16 protein-coding genes and 1 pseudogene are annotated in these 16793 nt (G+C 58.8%); 12 read left to right on the top strand and 5 right to left on the bottom strand.

Going from position 1 to position 16793, the window contains the following annotated elements:
- Positions 1-29 precede the first annotated feature (29 nt).
- A complete protein-coding gene (locus tag V6F91_RS09670) occupies positions 30-1007 on the bottom strand; it encodes an NADPH:quinone reductase (RefSeq protein WP_332763836.1) in 978 nt (325 codons plus the stop codon).
- A 153-nt stretch (positions 1008-1160) separates the two neighbouring features.
- On the opposite strand from V6F91_RS09670, the gene hemF reads away from it, so the two are divergent.
- Both hemF and aroE read left to right on the top strand, forming a co-directional pair.
- Positions 1161-2075 (top strand): oxygen-dependent coproporphyrinogen oxidase, encoded by a 915-nt coding sequence (gene hemF, locus V6F91_RS09665; RefSeq protein ID WP_332763834.1) that lies wholly within the window; start codon positions 1161-1163, stop codon positions 2073-2075.
- A 9-nt stretch (positions 2076-2084) separates the two neighbouring features.
- Positions 2085-2906 carry a shikimate dehydrogenase gene (aroE, locus tag V6F91_RS09660; RefSeq protein ID WP_332763832.1) on the top strand — a complete coding sequence of 274 codons (822 nt, stop codon included), beginning with the start codon at positions 2085-2087 and terminating at the stop codon, positions 2904-2906.
- Between the two features lie 115 nt (positions 2907-3021).
- Here aroE and V6F91_RS09655 read toward each other — a convergent pair whose 3' ends face one another.
- The 3 genes from V6F91_RS09655 to betC form a co-directional block, all read right to left on the bottom strand.
- On the bottom strand, positions 3022-4590 hold the full coding sequence (locus V6F91_RS09655; protein WP_332763830.1) for a SulP family inorganic anion transporter: 1569 nt from the start codon (positions 4588-4590) through the stop codon (positions 3022-3024).
- A 255-nt stretch (positions 4591-4845) separates the two neighbouring features.
- On the bottom strand, positions 4846-5766 hold the full coding sequence (choX, locus tag V6F91_RS09650; RefSeq protein ID WP_332763829.1) for a choline ABC transporter substrate-binding protein: 921 nt from the start codon (positions 5764-5766) through the stop codon (positions 4846-4848).
- Positions 5767-5781: 15 nt separating this feature from the next.
- Positions 5782-7296 (bottom strand): choline-sulfatase, encoded by a 1515-nt coding sequence (gene betC, locus V6F91_RS09645; protein WP_332763827.1) that lies wholly within the window; start codon positions 7294-7296, stop codon positions 5782-5784.
- 114 nt (positions 7297-7410) lie between these two features.
- Here betC and V6F91_RS09640 point away from each other — a divergent pair, with 114 nt between their 5' ends.
- Positions 7411-8361, top strand: a complete 951-nt coding sequence (locus V6F91_RS09640; RefSeq protein WP_332763825.1) for a choline sulfate utilization transcriptional regulator — start codon at positions 7411-7413, stop codon at positions 8359-8361.
- Positions 8362-8365: 4 nt separating this feature from the next.
- On the opposite strand, the gene V6F91_RS09635 is transcribed toward V6F91_RS09640, so the two are convergent.
- Positions 8366-9028, bottom strand: a complete 663-nt coding sequence (locus tag V6F91_RS09635) for an NAD(P)-dependent oxidoreductase (RefSeq protein ID WP_332763823.1) — start codon at positions 9026-9028, stop codon at positions 8366-8368.
- Positions 9029-9107: 79 nt separating this feature from the next.
- Between V6F91_RS09635 and V6F91_RS09630 the strand changes: the two genes are divergently transcribed.
- The 9 genes and pseudogenes from V6F91_RS09630 (at position 9108) to V6F91_RS09590 (ending at position 16757) form a co-directional block, all read left to right on the top strand.
- Positions 9108-9434, top strand: coding sequence for a DOPA 4,5-dioxygenase family protein (locus tag V6F91_RS09630; protein ID WP_332763822.1), 327 nt, complete (start codon positions 9108-9110; stop codon positions 9432-9434).
- Positions 9435-9830: 396 nt separating this feature from the next.
- Complete coding sequence (locus V6F91_RS09625) at positions 9831-11138, top strand: CitMHS family transporter (RefSeq protein ID WP_039757164.1); 1308 nt, start codon at positions 9831-9833, stop codon at positions 11136-11138.
- A gap of 85 nt (positions 11139-11223) precedes the next feature.
- Positions 11224-11973 carry a TerC family protein gene (locus tag V6F91_RS09620; protein ID WP_332763821.1) on the top strand — a complete coding sequence of 250 codons (750 nt, stop codon included), beginning with the start codon at positions 11224-11226 and terminating at the stop codon, positions 11971-11973.
- Positions 11974-12237: 264 nt separating this feature from the next.
- Positions 12238-12736 (top strand): annotated as a pseudogene (locus tag V6F91_RS09615) (PAAR domain-containing protein).
- 17 nt (positions 12737-12753) lie between these two features.
- Positions 12754-13911: a DUF2515 family protein gene (locus V6F91_RS09610; RefSeq protein ID WP_332763820.1), complete on the top strand. Its 1158-nt coding sequence runs from the start codon at positions 12754-12756 to the stop codon at positions 13909-13911.
- Positions 13911-14540 (top strand): hypothetical protein, encoded by a 630-nt coding sequence (locus tag V6F91_RS09605; protein ID WP_042608274.1) that lies wholly within the window; start codon positions 13911-13913, stop codon positions 14538-14540. The genes V6F91_RS09610 and V6F91_RS09605 overlap by 1 nt, the downstream gene beginning before the upstream one ends.
- A gap of 267 nt (positions 14541-14807) precedes the next feature.
- Positions 14808-15449 carry a hypothetical protein gene (locus V6F91_RS09600; protein WP_332763815.1) on the top strand — a complete coding sequence of 214 codons (642 nt, stop codon included), beginning with the start codon at positions 14808-14810 and terminating at the stop codon, positions 15447-15449.
- 361 nt (positions 15450-15810) lie between these two features.
- Positions 15811-16119 carry a hypothetical protein gene (locus tag V6F91_RS09595; protein ID WP_332763813.1) on the top strand — a complete coding sequence of 103 codons (309 nt, stop codon included), beginning with the start codon at positions 15811-15813 and terminating at the stop codon, positions 16117-16119.
- On the top strand, positions 16116-16757 hold the full coding sequence (locus V6F91_RS09590; RefSeq protein WP_332763811.1) for a hypothetical protein: 642 nt from the start codon (positions 16116-16118) through the stop codon (positions 16755-16757). The genes V6F91_RS09595 and V6F91_RS09590 overlap by 4 nt, the downstream gene beginning before the upstream one ends.
- Positions 16758-16793 lie beyond the last annotated feature (36 nt).

Genomic DNA, 16793 nt, shown 5'->3' with positions numbered 1-16793 from the left:
CCGTGGCTGGCAAGACGCCGAATGAGGTTTCAGGGCAACAGGACGGTGGAGCCGGTGGTGCGCCGCGCCGACAGTTCGGTTTGCGCTTTCGCCGCCTCGGCCAGTGGATAACGCTGGCTGATGTCCACCTTCAGTTTGCCGCTGCTGATCATCTCGAACAGCTCGTCGGCCATTCGCTGCAGGTTTTCAGCGTTGTTGGCGTAGGTTGCCAGGGTCGGCCGGGTGACATACAGCGAGCCTTTGGCAGAAAGAATGCCCAGGTTCACCCCGTCTACCGCGCCGGAAGCGTTACCGAAACTGACGACCAGGCCACGTGGCGCGGCGCTATCGAGGGACGTCAGCCATGTGTCCTTACCGACGCCGTCATAGACCACCGGGACTTTCTTGCCGTCGGTCAACTCCAGCACGCGCTGGGCAACGTTCTCGTGGCTGTAATCGATCGTCGCCCAGGCGCCATTGGCTTTGGCCAGTTCAGCTTTTTCCCTGGAACTGACCGTACCGATCAGCTTCACCCCGAGCGCCTTCGCCCACTGGCAGGCCAGCGAGCCGACGCCACCGGCCGCAGCGTGAAACAAAATGGTTTCGCCACCCTTGAGTTCGTACGTCTGGCGCAGTAGATACTGCACGGTCAGGCCCTTGAGCATGACGCCGGCTGCCGTCTCGAAACTGATGTCGTCCGGCAGATGCACCAGATTGTCCTGCGGCAGCACGTGCAATTCGCTGTAGGCGCCCAGCGGGCCGGTGCCGTAGGCCACGCGATCGCCAACCTTGAAGCGGGTGACTTCGCTGCCGACTGCATCGACGATGCCTGCGCCTTCAGCGCCCAGCCCGGACGGCAAGGCAGGCGGCGGATACAGGCCGCTGCGGAAATAGGTGTCGATGAAGTTCAGGCCGATCGCCTTGTTCGCCACCCGCACCTGATTCGGGCCGGGTGCGGCGGGTTCGTAATCAACATATTCGAGCACTTCGGGACCGCCGTGGGCGCGGAACTGGATACGCTTTGCCATCTGCCTGCTCTCCTTGGGGCTTTTTGTAAGCCCCCTATCCAACTCCCATGCTTGATCTTCGTCAACTGCGGCGGGCCATTCTGCGATGGTATGCTACGCGCCCATTTGCGCCGCCCCGCCTGCCGGGGGCGCCGCCCGATTCAAGGTGAAGCCATGACGACCCGCACTGACGCCGTAAAGGCCTATCTGCTCGACCTGCAAGACCGCATCTGCGCCGCTCTGGAAGCCGAAGACGGCGGCACGCGCTTCGTCGAAGACGCCTGGACCCGGCCCGCTGGCGGTGGCGGTCGTACCCGGGTACTGGAGAACGGCACGCTGATCGAAAAGGGCGGGGTCAACTTTTCCCATGTCTTTGGCAGCGGCCTGCCACCCTCGGCCAGCGCTCACCGGCCGGAACTGGCCGGCCGCGGTTTTGAAGCCCTTGGCGTGTCGCTGGTCATCCACCCGCACAACCCGCATGTACCGACCTCCCACGCCAACGTGCGGTTTTTCATCGCCGAGAAAGAAGGCGACGAGCCGGTCTGGTGGTTCGGCGGCGGTTTTGACCTGACCCCGTATTACGGCAATGAACAGGACTGCATTCACTGGCATCGCGTCGCCGAACAGGCGTGCGCACCGTTCGGTGCTGACGTGTATCCACGTTACAAGGCCTGGTGTGACACCTACTTCCACATCAAGCACCGTCACGAACCGCGCGGCATTGGCGGTCTGTTCTTCGATGACCTGAACGAATGGGACTTCGACACCAGCTTCGCCTTCATGCGCGCGATTGGTGACGCCTACATCGAGGCGTACCTGCCAATCGTACAGCGCCGCAAAAATGATCCATTCACCGCCCAACAGCGTGAATTTCAGGAATTCCGTCGTGGCCGTTACGTCGAGTTCAACCTGGTTTACGACCGCGGCACATTGTTCGGGCTGCAATCGGGTGGGCGTACCGAGTCCATCCTCATGTCCCTGCCGCCGCAAGTGCGCTGGGCTTATGACTGGAAGGCCGAGCCTGGCAGCGAAGAAGCGCGCCTGACCGAGTACTTCCTGCAAGACCGCGACTGGCTCGCCGAAGCCTGAGGACCTCTGATGGATCGTTACGTCGTTTTCGGCAACCCGATCGGCCACAGCAAGTCGCCGATGATTCACCAGCTGTTCGCGCAGCAGACCGGCGAGCAGCTTGAATACCACACCTTGCTGGCCCCGCTCGATGACTTTGCCAACTGCGCCACAGGGTTTTTTCAAGAAGGCCGCGGCGCCAACGTCACTGTGCCATTCAAGGAAGACGCCTATCGCCTGGCCGATAGCCTGACCGCCCGAGCTCAACGCGCCGGCGCGGTGAATACCTTGAGCAAACTGGCAGATGGCACGCTGCTCGGCGACAACACCGACGGTGCCGGGCTGGTGCGCGATCTGACGGTGAATGCCGGCTTCAGCCTGGCGGGCAAACGCATTCTGCTGCTCGGTGCCGGTGGTGCGGTGCGCGGTGCGCTGGAGCCGCTGCTGGCGGAGAAGCCGGCGTCGCTGATCATTGCCAATCGCAGCGTGGACAAGGCCGAGTTGCTGGCCGAATCGTTTGGCGATCTGGGCCCGGTGTCGGCCAGCGGTTTCGACTGGTTGCGCGAGTCGGTCGACGTGATCATCAACGCCACCTCGGCCAGCCTCACTGGCGACGTGCCGCCGATTGCCGCGAGCCTGATCGAACCGGGCAAGACCCTGTGCTACGACATGATGTACGGCAAGGAGCCGACCGCATTCTGCCGTTGGGCCAGTGAGCATGGGGCGGCGCTGTCGATGGATGGTCTGGGGATGCTCGCTGAGCAGGCCGCCGAGGCGTTTTACCTGTGGCGCGGTCTGCGCCCGGACACGGCGCCGGTGCTGGCCGAACTGCGCCGCCAGCTCGCGCAATAGTCCCCCGGTGGGAGCGAGCCTGCTCGCGAAAGCGATCTGTCTGACACATCGATTGCGAATGTGCCAGCGCCTTCGCGAGCAGGCTCGCTTCCACAGGTTATTCGCTGTCTGGAAATCAGTCCTCAAACCTGATCGGGCAGTTCTCTGCGCCTTCAAGCTTCCTCAATTCCTCCACCACCTGCGGCCGCGCCCCACGCAAGGTCAGGTTGCGGTTCTGCCGCAGCAGGCGGCGCGCCTCCTGATGCAGCATCTCCACTCCCGAATAGTCGATGAAGTTGATCTGCTGCGCTTCGATCACCACCCGTTCGCCGTGCATGCGTTGCAGGCGCACTTGCAGATAATGGCTGGCGCCGAAAAAAATCGACCCGCCAACTCGCAGCACATCGTCTTCGCCGTCGCGCCAGTGTTGGACCCGCGGTTGCGAGGTGCGCTTGAGGTAGAAGAACAGCGAGGCCAGCACACCGGCATAAATGGCGGTCTGCAGTTCCAGCAGCAAGGTGGCGAGACAGGTCAGGGCCATGACGACGAACTCGGCGCGGCTGACCCGCAGTAATGCCCGAATGGCACGATGGTCAATCAGGCCCCAGGCAATCAGCAGAATGCTCCCGGCCATCGCCGGGATCGGAATATGCGCAATCAGCCCGGCGCCAAACATCGCAAACAGCGCCACCCACAGCGCTGAAAACACCCCGGCCAGCGGCGAGCAGGCGCCCGCTTCATAACTCAGGCCTGAGCGGGTAAACGAGCCGGCGGACAACGAGCCGGAGAAAAACGCGCCGATAATATTCGACAAGCCCTGCGCGCGGACTTCCTGGTTGGCATTGAGCAACTGCTGCGACCGCGCGGAAATCGAGCGCGCAATCGACAGGCTGGTGACCAAGCCCAGCATGCCGACTGCCACGGCGCTGGGTAGCAGATGCAAAATCAGATCGAGGTCCAGTGGCAAAGCACTGAACGGCGGCAAACGTCCGACGAAGGCGCTGACCAGATGCACATGACCGAACATCGCCGGCCACAGCCAGACCAGCAAACTGGCCAGGACGAGGGTGATCAGCAGCGTCGGCCAGCGCGGCAGCCAGCGTTTGAGCACGATGCCGACCAGCACCGTGGCCACGCCGAGTACCAGCGAAGGTTTATCCACAGCCCGCAAATGCTCAAGCAGATCCATCAGGCTTGCCAACGCCGTGCTATTGGCGGGCAACTCCAGCCCCAGCAGGTTCGGCAACTGGCCGATGGCAATCACCACCGCCGCGCCGAGGGTGAAACCCAGCACCACGGAATGCGAAACAAAATTCACCAGCGCGCCGAAGCGCAACAAGCCGAGCAGCCACTGGAAGATCCCGGCGAGCAAGGTCAGCAGCAGAATCAGCGTGATGTAGTCCTGCGAGGCCGGAACGGCCAAAGGGCTGACGCTGGCAAACAGCACAATCGAAATCGCTGCAGTCGGGCCGCAGATCAGATGCCAGGACGAACCCCACAGACAGGCAATCAGCACCGGCACAATTGCCGCATACAGACCGTACTCGGGCGGCAGGCCGGCGATCAGCGCGTAGGCGATCGACTGCGGTAACGCAAGAATCGCCCCGCTGAGCCCGACGATCAGATCCCGTCCGACGCTGGCGCGGGTTTGCCGTGGCAGCCAGCTGAGGAAAGGGAAAAGAGAGTGGCGGCTGGGGAAGGCCATGGGTCCTCGCGGTTGGGGTTTTGTTCAAGGTTATCAGGGTGTCAGGGAGAAGGCCCTCACCCTGGCCCTCTCCCGGAGGGAGAGGGGACTGACCGAGGTGTTCATCCAAGATTCGCCGACCTGCGATTTCGAGTTGAACGCAAGTTTGAATCCGCCAAAGATCGGCTCCCTTTCCCCTCGCCCCCTTGGGGGAGAGGGTTGGGGTGAGGGGGCAAAAATCTTGAGCCGAGCACAATTTCGACAACCCCGCGATCGTCAAAGCTTCGCCTTCACCGCCGCCAACGCATCCTTGCCATCCGCAGTTTTCACCCCATCCAGCCACTTGTCGAGCACGGCCGGATTGGCCTTGATCCACGCCTTCGCCGCCTCGGCATTGCTGATCTTCTTGTTCACCACCTCGGCCATGATGCTGTTTTCCATGTCCTGAGTGAACGCCAGGTTGGTCAGCAATTTGCCCACGTTCGGGCAGGCCTCGGCGTAACCTTTGCGTGTCAGCGTATAAACACTGCCGGTGCTGCCGAAGTACTTCTCGCCGCCCTTCAGGTAATGCATTTTCAGCTGCACATTCATCGGGTGCGGGGTCCAGCCGAGGAAGGTGACGAACTTCTGCTTCTTCACCGCGCGCGATACTTCCGCCAGCATCGCCTGTTCGCTGGACTCGATCAGCTTCCACTGGCCCATGTCGAAGTCATTTTTCTTGATGATTTCCTGCAGGGAAATGTTCGCCGGCGCACCCGAGCCGATGCCGTAGATCTTGCGGTCGAACTTGTCGGCGTGTTTGTTCAGGTCGGCAAAATCATGCACACCGGCATCCCACACGTAATCCGGCACGGCGAGGGTGAACTCGGTGCCTTCGAGGTTCTTCGCCAGTTGCGTGACGTCGCCGGTGGCGACGAATTTGTCGTAGAAGCCCTGCTGCGCCGGCATCCAGTTGCCCATGAACACGTCGACCTGGCCATCCTTCAGGCCGCCGAAGGTGATTGGTACGGCGAGGGTGTCGATCTTCGCTTTGTAACCCATGCCGTCGAGCAGGAACCCGGTGATGGCGTTGGTCGCGGCGATGTCGCTCCAGCCCGGATCGGCCATTTTCACCGTGTCGCAGCTCTGCTCGGCAAAAGCCGAGGCGCTGCTCAATGCGATCAGGCCAACCGTCACAACTGTGGATAACTTGCCCATGGACTTCCCCTTACATTATTGGTTTTGGCAGGGTTGTGGATAACGTGCTTTGCGTTCCAGATCATCGAGGTCGATGTGGTTGCGCATGTACTGCTGACTGGCGTCCACCAGCGGCTGGTGATCCCAGCTCTTCAGCTTGCCGAGGGTCAGGGCTTGCGCGACGAAACGTCGGCGGCGCTGACTGGCTAGCACTTGGCCGTGGATCGTCGGAATGTCCCATTTGGCCCGCGCTTCGGCGAGAAAGTCTTCGAACAGTTGGCGATGCTGTGGCGACTGGCTGAGTTCTTCCAGTTCGCGCGGATCGTTGTCTACGTCGAAGAGTAGGCAAGGGTCGCTTTCGCTGTAGATGAATTTATAGGCGCCGCGACGGATCATCATCAACGGGCTGACGGTGCCTTCGGCCATGTATTCGCCGAACACTTCGTCGTGACCGCCCTGCCCTTGCAGATGCGAAACCAGCGAGCGCCCATCCAGCGGCAAGCCCGGTTCGAGCGTGCCTCCGGCCAGTTCGACGAAGGTCGGCAGCAGGTCGGCGGTCGACACGGCGGCGCTGACGCGGCCGGCACTGAATTGCCCCGGCGCGCTGATCAGTAGCGGCACGCGCGCTGCCATTTCGTACCAGTGCATTTTGTACCAGAGGCCTTTCTCGCCGAGCATATCGCCATGGTCACCGGAGAACACCACGATGGTGTCATCGAGCAGCCCCGTGTCTTCGAGCGTTTGCAGCAGTTTGCCAACGTTGGCGTCGATATAGCTGCACGCGCCGAAGTAGGCGCGGCGCGCATCGCGAATTTTGTCCACAGGCAAGGGTTTGTCCCACAGATCGTAAACCTTGAGCAGGCGTTGCGAATGTGGATCGAGTTCGTGCTGGTCCGGCGTGTCCGGCAGCGGGATGTCGGCATCGTCGTACAAATCCCAGAACGCCTTGGGAATGGTGTACGGGTCGTGGGGGTGAGTCATCGAAACGGTCAGGCAGAACGGCTGGTCGCCGTCCTCGCGAATGTGATCGAACAGATATTGCTGGGCCTTGAACACCACTTCTTCATCGAAATCGAGCTGGTTGGTGCGCACGCAGGGCCCGGCCTGCAAGACCGACGACATGTTGTGATACCAGGTCGGCCGCACGTCCGGCTCGTCCCAGTTCACGGCCCAACCGTAATCGGCCGGGTAGATATCGCTGGTCAGGCGCTCTTCATAGCCGTGCAATTGATCCGGCCCGCAGAAATGCATCTTGCCCGACAGCGCAGTGCGGTAGCCGAGGCGGCGCAGATAGTGGGCGTAGGTCGGGATATCTGCGGGAAAATCAGCAGCGTTGTCGTAGGCGCCGATCTTGCTCGGCAACTGGCCGCTGACCAAAGTGAAGCGCGACGGCGCGCACAATGGGCTGTTGCAGTAAGCGGCATCGAACACCACGCCTTGTTCGGCGAGGCGCGACAGATTCGGCAGTTTGATCGGCGACGGGCCGTAGAACGGCAACATTGGCGCGGCCATTTGATCGGCCATGATGAAAAGAATGTTCTTGCGCTTCATGTGATCGCGGCATTCCATAGTGAATATTTATGCGACATTGCTGCAATCGAGCATGGAGTCCATGCTCTGTTCGGTAAAGCCTGCGCCAGACAATGACTAGGATAAGCACAGCTTATGTATGAAGCCTTGGGTGACCTGTCGCTCGACCTGTTGCGCGCCTTCGAGGCTGCCGCTCGACATCGCAGCTTTACCGCGGCGGCGGTCGAACTCGGCACCACGCAACCGGCGATCAGCCAGCAGATCAAACGGCTGGAGGAACAACTCGGCACGCGCTTGTTCGATAGAATTTATCGCGGCATTGAGTTGACGGAAGTCGGCGCCATCCTGTTCGAGCAGGTCAGCCTCGGTTTGCAAAACATCGATGCGGGCTTAAGCGCGATCAGCACGCAGCAGCAACACGAAGTGCTGCAAGTCGCCACGGATTTCGCCTTCGCTGCGTACTGGTTGATGCCCCGCCTGCACCGTTTTCACGAGGCCAACCCGCATATCGATGTCAGCCTGGTGACCAGTGAGCGCAACCACAACATGCTGCGCACCGATATCGATGTGGCGGTGCTGTTTGGTGACGGGCGTTTCAAACAGGGCGAAAGCCACTGGCTGTTCAGCGAGGAAGTGTTTCCGGTGTGCAGTCCGCTGTTACTCAAGGGGCGCCCGCTACCGCTGCCTGCACAGGCATTGCTGGAGTTCCCGCTGCTGCACTTGCGTGGAGAGAACAGCAGCAACTGGTTCGACTGGAGTGGCCTGTTTCGCGAGCTGGGCCTAGCCACCGCGCCGGCGCCGGGACAATTGCGTTTCGACAATTACACGCTGCTGATTCAGGCAGCGATCGGTGGCCAAGGCGTGGCGATCGGTTGGCGGCACCTTGTGGATAACTTGCTGACGCAAGGGTTGCTGTGTCGGCCGCTGGCCGAAACCACCCTGTCACGCCTTGGTTATTACGTGGTGCTGCCGCCGCGCAAACGTCGCGGCGCGCTGATCCAATTGTTCGTCGACTGGTTGATGGCCGAACAGGCCAGCAGTGCCGCCTCGTTCAACGGACTGGCACTGCCTTCGATTGCCATTTGAGGCGTTATTCCAGCGCCGCGACAAAATTCACATGCTCGCGGATATGCAGATTCAGCCTTATCTCGTCGGCAATCCCCACCGCCACGCGATTCAAGCGCTCCAGCGGCTCGGCCAGGCCCGGCTCGAGATTGCCGCCGACCTGACTGAAATGTTCGATGGTCAGCCCCGCCACACCATGGGGCGCGTTGACCAGTGTCCACTGCAACGCACTGCTTTGCAGTGCCTCGCGAATTTCTTCCGCAGCATGGCGTTGCAGGCGATCATCGACGTCGGCCTCATCGAGCACGGCAAAATCACCCACCAGAAACAGCCGTGCAACACTGGCCAGTTGCAGCCCATCGACCAGCGCGTCCACCGCCAGCACTTGTTCGACCGGGCCGAGTACCACCGAGCGCTCGACGTGATCGCTGCTGAACGGCAACCCCGGCGCATCGAGTAAGCAGATGACTGCGGTGCTGCCGGCCACGCTCTGATTGACCCGCTCCGGATCGAACAGATCACCGGTTTTGGTGCGCAAACCCGGGCGTGGCGCCAGTGCGGTGAGATCGTCGAGAATGGCAATGACTTCGTGCTGGCGCCGCAGCAGCTCAGCCATCAACGCGCTGCCCAGGCTACTCATGGCACCATAGAGCACCACTTTCACCGCCGGGGTTTCGGCATTCTTCATGGCTGTTTTCCTGTTCTGGGCCCATATGGCCTGTGACGGTGGAAAACGCCGAGGGTTCGAACCGATCAGAGGATTTGCGATGCACGCGATCAGGGGTTACCACGCCCATGTTTATTTCGACGCCGATACCATCGACCAGGCGCGCGCGTTGTGCGAAGAAGCCGCGCAGACGTTTGCCTTGAAAATGGGCCGTGTCCACGAGCGCCCGGTCGGCCCGCACCCGGACTGGAGCTGCCAGTTGGCCTTCGGCCCGCAATTGCTCGGTGAGGTCCTGCCGTGGCTGGCGCTCAACCGCCACGGCCTGGTGGTATTTCTGCACCCCGACACCGGCAATGATTTGCTCGACCACAGCGACCATGCGATCTGGATGGGCGCGATGCGGCCGTTGAACCTGTCGGTTTTTTGAACAGCACGGGTTGAGCTAAAACATCAGCGGATGTGTCGGCAATGACAGCCGCTGCTGTGCAAGGGATGGCGCTTGATATGCCTTTCCCCCGTGTTTATTGGCTCACAGTCCGCTTCAGCGAGCGCATGACCGTTCATTCAAAGCTTTGCCCCGCGAAAGGTAGCTGAAAGCTTCCGCGATTAGGATCGCCCCACTCCCGGCAACAGACCGGTTGGCCAACGCCTGCGATGACTCGCTCGCGCCGGCCCATTTAACAACAACAATTGGTGATTCTGATGTCTTCTGCAACCCGCCTCTTCGCTGTCACTCCGCCCGTACGTTTCGTGTTTGCCGTTCTGCGCTGATCGCGCCTGATCCGCTCACCCAACTCGCCGCGCTGCGCCTGGAGTATTTCCCATGCTGACTTTCCTTGGCTTCGCCATGGTCATCACGTTCATGTTTCTGATCATGACCAAGCGCCTGTCGGCGCTGATCGCTCTGATCATCATCCCGATCCTGTTTGCCTTGTTCGGCGGTTTTGCGCCGAAGATCGGCCCGATGATGCTCGAAGGCATCACCAAGCTGGCGCCGACCGGCGTGATGCTGATGTTCGCCATTCTGTATTTCGCCCTGATGATCGACTCTGGCCTGTTCGACCCGGCCGTGCGCAAGATCCTCAAACTGGTCAAGGGCGACCCGCTGAAAGTTTCGGTCGGCACCGCCGTTCTGGCGCTCGTCGTTTCCCTCGATGGAGACGGCGCGACCACTTACATGATCTGCGTGGCCGCCATGCTGCCGCTGTACAGCCGCATCGGCATGAGCCCGCGGATCATGGCCGGTCTGATCATTCTCGCCGGTGGCGTGATGAACATGACCCCGTGGGGCGGCCCGACTGCCCGCGCCGCGAGTGCGCTGCATGTCGATCCGTCGGACATTTTCGTGCCGATGATCCCGGCGATGGCTGCCGGCGTCGTGGCGATCCTGCTGATTGCCTACTTCTACGGTAAACGTGAACGCGCCCGCCTCGGTGAGTTGCATCTGGTTGGCGACGAGATCGATCACAGCGAAATCAGCGTCTCGCAATTCCCGGATGCGCGCCGTCCGAAGCTGATCTGGTTCAACGCCGCGTTGACCTTCGGCCTGATGTGCACATTGATTGGCGGCCTGCTGCCGCTGCCGGTGCTGTTCATGGTGGCGTTCAGTATTGCGATGATCGTCAACTACCCGTGCCTGCAGATGCAGAAAGATCGCGTCGCCGCGCATTCCGGCAGCGTGCTGGCAGTGGTCGGGCTGATCTTTGCCGCCGGTATCTTCACCGGTATCCTGTCCGGCACCGGCATGGTCGATGCGATGTCGAAGAGCCTGTTGGCGGTGATTCCGGATTTCCTCGGCCCGTACCTGGCGGTGATCACGGCGCTGGTGAGCATGCCGTTCACCTTCTTCATGTCCAACGACGCGTTTTACTATGGCGTGCTGCCGGTGTTGGCCGAAGCGGCCAGTCACTATGGGATCACTGCAGTGGAAATGGCCCGTGCCTCGATCGTCGGCCAGCCCGTCCACTTGCTGAGCCCGCTGGTGCCGTCGACCTATCTGTTGGTGGCGCTGGCCGGCATCGATTTCGGTGATCACCAGCGTTTCACCTTGAAATGGGCGATCCTGGTGTGTATCTGCATTCTGATTGCTGCGCTGCTGTTGGGGACTTTCCCGGTGTTCAGCACTCTATAAGCCCAAGACTCACCGATTCGGGTCCTGGCTTCGCGGTTTGAAGCCCGGACCTTTTTCGGTTTAACAACTGCTCAAAGGAATACACATGGAATGGCTGACCAACCCCGAAATCTGGGTTGCCTTCTTCACCCTGACCGCCCTGGAAATCGTCCTCGGCATCGATAACATCATCATGATCTCGATCCTGGTCAGCCGCATGCCCAAGCACATGCAGCAGCGCACCCGGATCTTCGGTCTGGCCCTGGCGATGATCACGCGGATCCTGTTGCTGCTGTCGATCACCTGGGTCATGCGCCTCACCGCCGATCTGTTCGAAGTGCTCGGCCAGGGCATTTCCGGCCGTGACCTGATCCTGTTCTTCGGTGGCCTGTTCCTGCTGTGGAAAAGCTCGCAAGAGATGTACCACGCGCTGGAAGGCGAAGAGGACAGCGACGATGCGCCTTCGGGCAAGGGCGGCAATTTCCTCTACACCATCATCCAGATCGCGATCATCGACATCGTCTTCTCGCTGGATTCGGTGATCACCGCCGTCGGCATGGTTTCTCACGTACCGGTAATGGTCGCGGCGATCATCGTGGCGGTATTGGTGATGATGCTGGCGTCGGGCAAGATCAGCGAATTCATCGACAAGCACCCGTCGCTGAAAATGCTCGCGTTGTCGTTCCTGCTGGTGGTCGGTACCGTGCTGATCGCTGAATCGTTCGACGTGCATGTACCGAAAGGCTACGTCTACTTCGCCATGGCGTTCTCGCTGGCGGTCGAAGCGATCAACATCAAAATGCGCGGCGCGATCGCCCGCAAGAAGAAGCAGCAGGATCCGGTGAAACTGCGCTAGAACCACTGCATACGCATCACCCCTTGTAGGAGTGAGCCTGCTCGCGATAGCGGTCCGTCAGTCAACAACGATGTTGAAGCTGATGGCCCTATCGCGAGCAGGCTCACTCCTACATTTGTTTCTGTGTTCTGCCATTCGATTGTGGTGCTCCCGCGTTTGTCCTGTGCAGCAGTGCGAGGTCGTTGCTACCGGGCAGAACGGTTGACGCTCAAGGCTCTGGCCGTTAGCTTCCCCGCTCGCCTCAACGACATACAAGGAACGTTCATGTCTGGAAAACCCGCCGCGCGCGTCACGGACCCGACCACTTGCCCGATTCCCGGCCACGGCACCAACCCCGATTGCCAGCGGTTCGGGCGACGTCTTTTTCAACGGCCTCGCCGCTGCCCGCCTCGGCGACAAATGCACCTGCGGCCAGGCGCTCAGCGGTGCCTTTTCATCGACTGTGTTCATTAACGGCAAGAACGCCATGACCCTCGACAGCACCGCCAGCCATGGCGGCGTCGTGGTGGGTGGCTCCGGTAACGTGATCATCGGCAGCTCGCACACCCCTGCGCCGTTCGTGCCGCCATTGCCGATCATCGGCCAGCCCCTGGTCGAATTCAAAGCCGTCAGCGCTGGCAACGGCGAACCCATCGCTGAACAAGGCTACGAGATCGAAACCGCCGAAGGCCGCGTGGTCAAAGGGCTGACCAATGCGCAGGGCATGACCCAGAGCGTCGCGACCCTGCAGCCCGATCTCGCCATCGTTCGCTGGACAGCCTGAGCTTCAAGGAAGAAACAATGACCGGACAATGCATCGCTCCAGACGACCTGGACATGAAAAAACTTTGGGGCAGCACCTGCGAGCTGCCCACCTGCAAGCGGGAAACCAGCACAGCCGGCCCCAACCCGAAAACCCGCGTCGAAGTCCCGCTGCTGACCTGCAACTGCCTGTGGCGGCGCTTCCAGAAGGAGGCCGAAGACTGGGTTGCCCCTGGCGGCGTGCTCATTGCCGACCCCCAAGCGCGCAACCGCAAGATCAACGCTGCGTATGCGCAGTTGTGGCTGGCGGATAACCGCTTTCAGTGGGCGGGGTTGGCCGCGTTTGCTTTTAAGCAGGTGGGGTGTGGATTGGTTCACGCCACCAAACTGCAAACCGCCATCGCTGCACAGAAGGCGGCACAGGAAAAGTTGCGAACCGCACCATCGGAAACTCTGTTCGAAGGCTTTGGGTTCAAGTTCAGCAAGACCAATCCCGAGGCAGAGCAGGAGCTGGCCAAGGCTCGGGCGGCCAATCCGATGCCGACCGAAGACATCACCTTCGGCGATAACCCACGTTCAGTGGTTCAGCAGCAACTCGACTATGTGTACGAGATGTTGGCGCTGGGTAATACGTCGCTGTTTCTCGACGTTTATCCGTTGCACCGGTTTTTCATGGTGCGGGGGTACAAGGAAATGGAAAAGTGTTTGAGAAGCCGGCGTGGCATTGGGAAGGATGTAGTGTGGCCGATTGCTGAGAAGGTAGAGTTTGGCCGTGATAATCCTGAGATTTACGCGACCTTCAAAGCCATTGATCAAGGGAACATTTCAGGTAGCGTTGAGCAAATGGCGCTCCATGAACAAGTCAACATCCTTCAGCCGGCGATGTACGACGAAACCCACTTTGCCCTATTGATGCGAGGCACACATGGCGGTGACGTGATTTCTGTTGTGACCGGATTGTTGCCAGGTGCTGCCGAGGAGATCCAGCTTACTCTCGCTAGCCAATGTAAAGCGCCCGACAGTCGAAAAGTCGCGTTTGGCAGCAATCCGCTGGCTAACCTTGCCGATAAGGATCAGCGAATGGAGTTCGTACTGCGCGCTGCTACTCAATTTAACGAACTGCTTAAACAGCCGTCCTCTCGCGCAAAACTTGAGCAATCTATCCGAGAAATTGCAGCTGGCGGGGGGGTTAAGTGATGCATAGACGCAGTTTCTACGTTGCTGCTGCCGCCGTATTGGGAGCTATCGCGCTAACCTTCTATTTCGGAAGAGGTCCGCAACAAATTTCTTTCCACATTGGAAAAACATATGACGATGTCGTGCGCGACTCATCATTTCCTGTGACGGATAAAACTGCCATCTATCCCGGTGATCCACCTCACCCAAGTTCGACTTGGATCAGTAGCCCAGTGGTCATCACATTCGATGACGAACAACACGGGTTCACGTTGCCCGTTACAAAATTCGGTGCGATTGGCTGGTCTGATTTCAAAGCGATCACCCTTTCTACCTCACCAATGCTGGAAACGTTACCTTTCGAGCAAGCAGTGAATCTGCTGGGAGTGCTGCAGCAGACGTTCAAAAAGGCAGGCTGGTCGCCAGAAGCTGTTGAAGGGAATGATTGGCTCAAGACTGAAACTCAAGAAGACAAGGTGCGCCTTCAAGCCAAGCTTTTTGACCAGTTGGACGGTGTCATTCTGTTGATTCCGCATAAGTACAGCCTGTTCCTCCACATCAAATGCTACGCACGTTGCGACGAACGAAATCCTGATACGGCCAAATATTTGATTGATGTGGGTTTTGGTGAAGATCACTTCAGTGATTGACCGTTTTCAATCGTCTCAGAGGAAGTCGACGGCTTTGGCAGGTAAGCATTGGCTGTCGATGGGCGCCGCTACGATTTTGCTGGGTGGTGTCATGGCGTGGCCATGGGGCGCCAAGACCCTATGCGTTCATATTGGAAAATCTTACGAACTGGTCATTAAGTACAGCTTGCTGTTGTTGATCAAGTGCTACGCAAGCTGTGACAAACAAGATCCGACAACTGCGAAATATTTGATCGATATCAGTGTGGGTCGGGATCGAAGCGGAGCATGAGAAATCGTCAAAACTGGCGCAGTCCGTGCTGGCGCAGAGCCGCGTTTTTAATGCTGTTGGTATGCCTGACGTCTTTCCACTATCCGATGGATCTGCTGGTTGTTCACATCGGCAAGCCATATGCCGAAGTCGTCAAAGACTCCAGTTTTCCTGTTGAGCGGAAAACCGCCATGTACCCAAGTGACCCGCCCAAGGTCGACTCGACCTGGATTAGCAGCCCGGTCGTGATCACTTTTGATGACCCTGAACATGGCTTCACTTTGCCCAAAACCATCTACGGGGCTGTGGGCTATACCAAAGGGAAAGTAGACGGCATAACCACGTCCCCAATGGTTGAAACGCTTCCCTTCGATCAGACGGTGAAGCTTTTGGATGATCTGCAATCGATGTTCAGGAATGCCCACTGGATTCCTGAACCCGTTGAGGGCAATGATTGGATCAAAGTGCAAAGCGATAACGAAAAGCGACAGCTACAAGCGAAGCTTTTTGATCAGGCGGATGGGGTCATTCTTCTGGTTCCGCACAAATACAGCCTGTTGATGCACATCAAGTGCTATGCACGTTGCGACGAGCGGGATGCAGAAACAGCCAAGTATCTGATCGACATTGGGCTAAGTAGAGATCATTTCAGTGATTGAGTACCGAACCCGTAAGCGAAGCTATACATGAGAAAGCGGTGCAAGTGGCGCAGTCGATGCTGGCACAGCGCTGTGTTTTTCATGCTGTTGGTGTGCCTGACGTCCTTTCACTATCCGATGGATTATCTAGTCGTTCATATTGGCAAACGTTACGACGAGACGGTTGCTGACTCAACGTTTGACGTGCCAGCTCACACTGTGATTTACCCCCGGGAATCCTCCGCACCCCAGCTCAGCCTGGATTTCCACACCGGTCATTATTCATTTCGATGACCCGAAGCACGGTTTCACGCTGCCTTTTACCAAGTTCGTTTCAATCGGATTTGACGAGGGGAAGGTCTCGAACATAACCACCTCTCCAATGCTCGAAACGTTGCCCTTCGACCAATTGGTGGTCGTGCTTGATCAACTTCAGAGCCAGTTAGAAAACGCCGGTTGGATAGAGTGGAACACTGAGACGAATCCGTGGGTGAACACGGCTGATGAGGCCAGTCGAAAGACGCTTCAGGCCGAGTTGTTTGATCACGTCATGGTTACGGTGCTATTGATCCCCCATAAGTACAGTCTCGTGCTCAACGTCAAATGCTACGCCCGGTGCGATGAGCGTGATCCGCAAACGGCGGAATATCTGATCGATGTCAGCGTAGGAAAGGATTACTACAGCGAATGAGGATCCGCTATTCGACTCGTCGGAGCTTTTGGAAGAAACCGCTGTTTTTTGCGCTGCTTCTCTGCATCACATCGTTTCATTATCCGATGGACATCTTGCATGTCCACATCGGCAAGCCTTACCAAAGCGTTGTGCAAGATTCGACGTTTCCTGTGTTACGGAAAACGGTAAATTACCCAAGTGAACCGCCGGAGGTGGACTCCACTTGGATCAGCAGTCCGGTGGTAATGAAATTTGATGATCCCCGGTACGGATTCACTTTGCCGCCTACGAAGTTTGGCGCTATCGGTTACAGAAAAGAAAAAGTCTCAACAATCACCATCTCCCCAATGCTGGAGACCGTTTCATTCGAACAATTGGTGCGATTGATTGCGCACTTGCAACAGACGCTGAAAGAGTCTGGGTGGCAGCCGCGACATCGCGAAGACAATGCGTGGCTTTCAGTCGATAACGAAGCGGATAGAAGCGCTCTGCAGAAGTTGTTATTCGATCAAGTCGTACTCGTGATGCTGCTGGTGCCTCATAAATATAGTTTGGCACTCAACGTCAAATGCTACGCCCGGTGCGACGAGCGCGACCCGAGCACGGCGAAATATCTGATCGATGTCAGTGTTGGTCGGGACCACTTCAGCAATTGATCCTGCAAAGCCACAAACCTGTAAGAGTGAGCCTGC

It is taken from the genome of Pseudomonas koreensis (assembly GCF_036668835.1).
Classification (GTDB): domain Bacteria; phylum Pseudomonadota; class Gammaproteobacteria; order Pseudomonadales; family Pseudomonadaceae; genus Aquipseudomonas; species Aquipseudomonas koreensis_I.
This window is presented reverse-complemented; position numbering and strand designations above follow the sequence as displayed.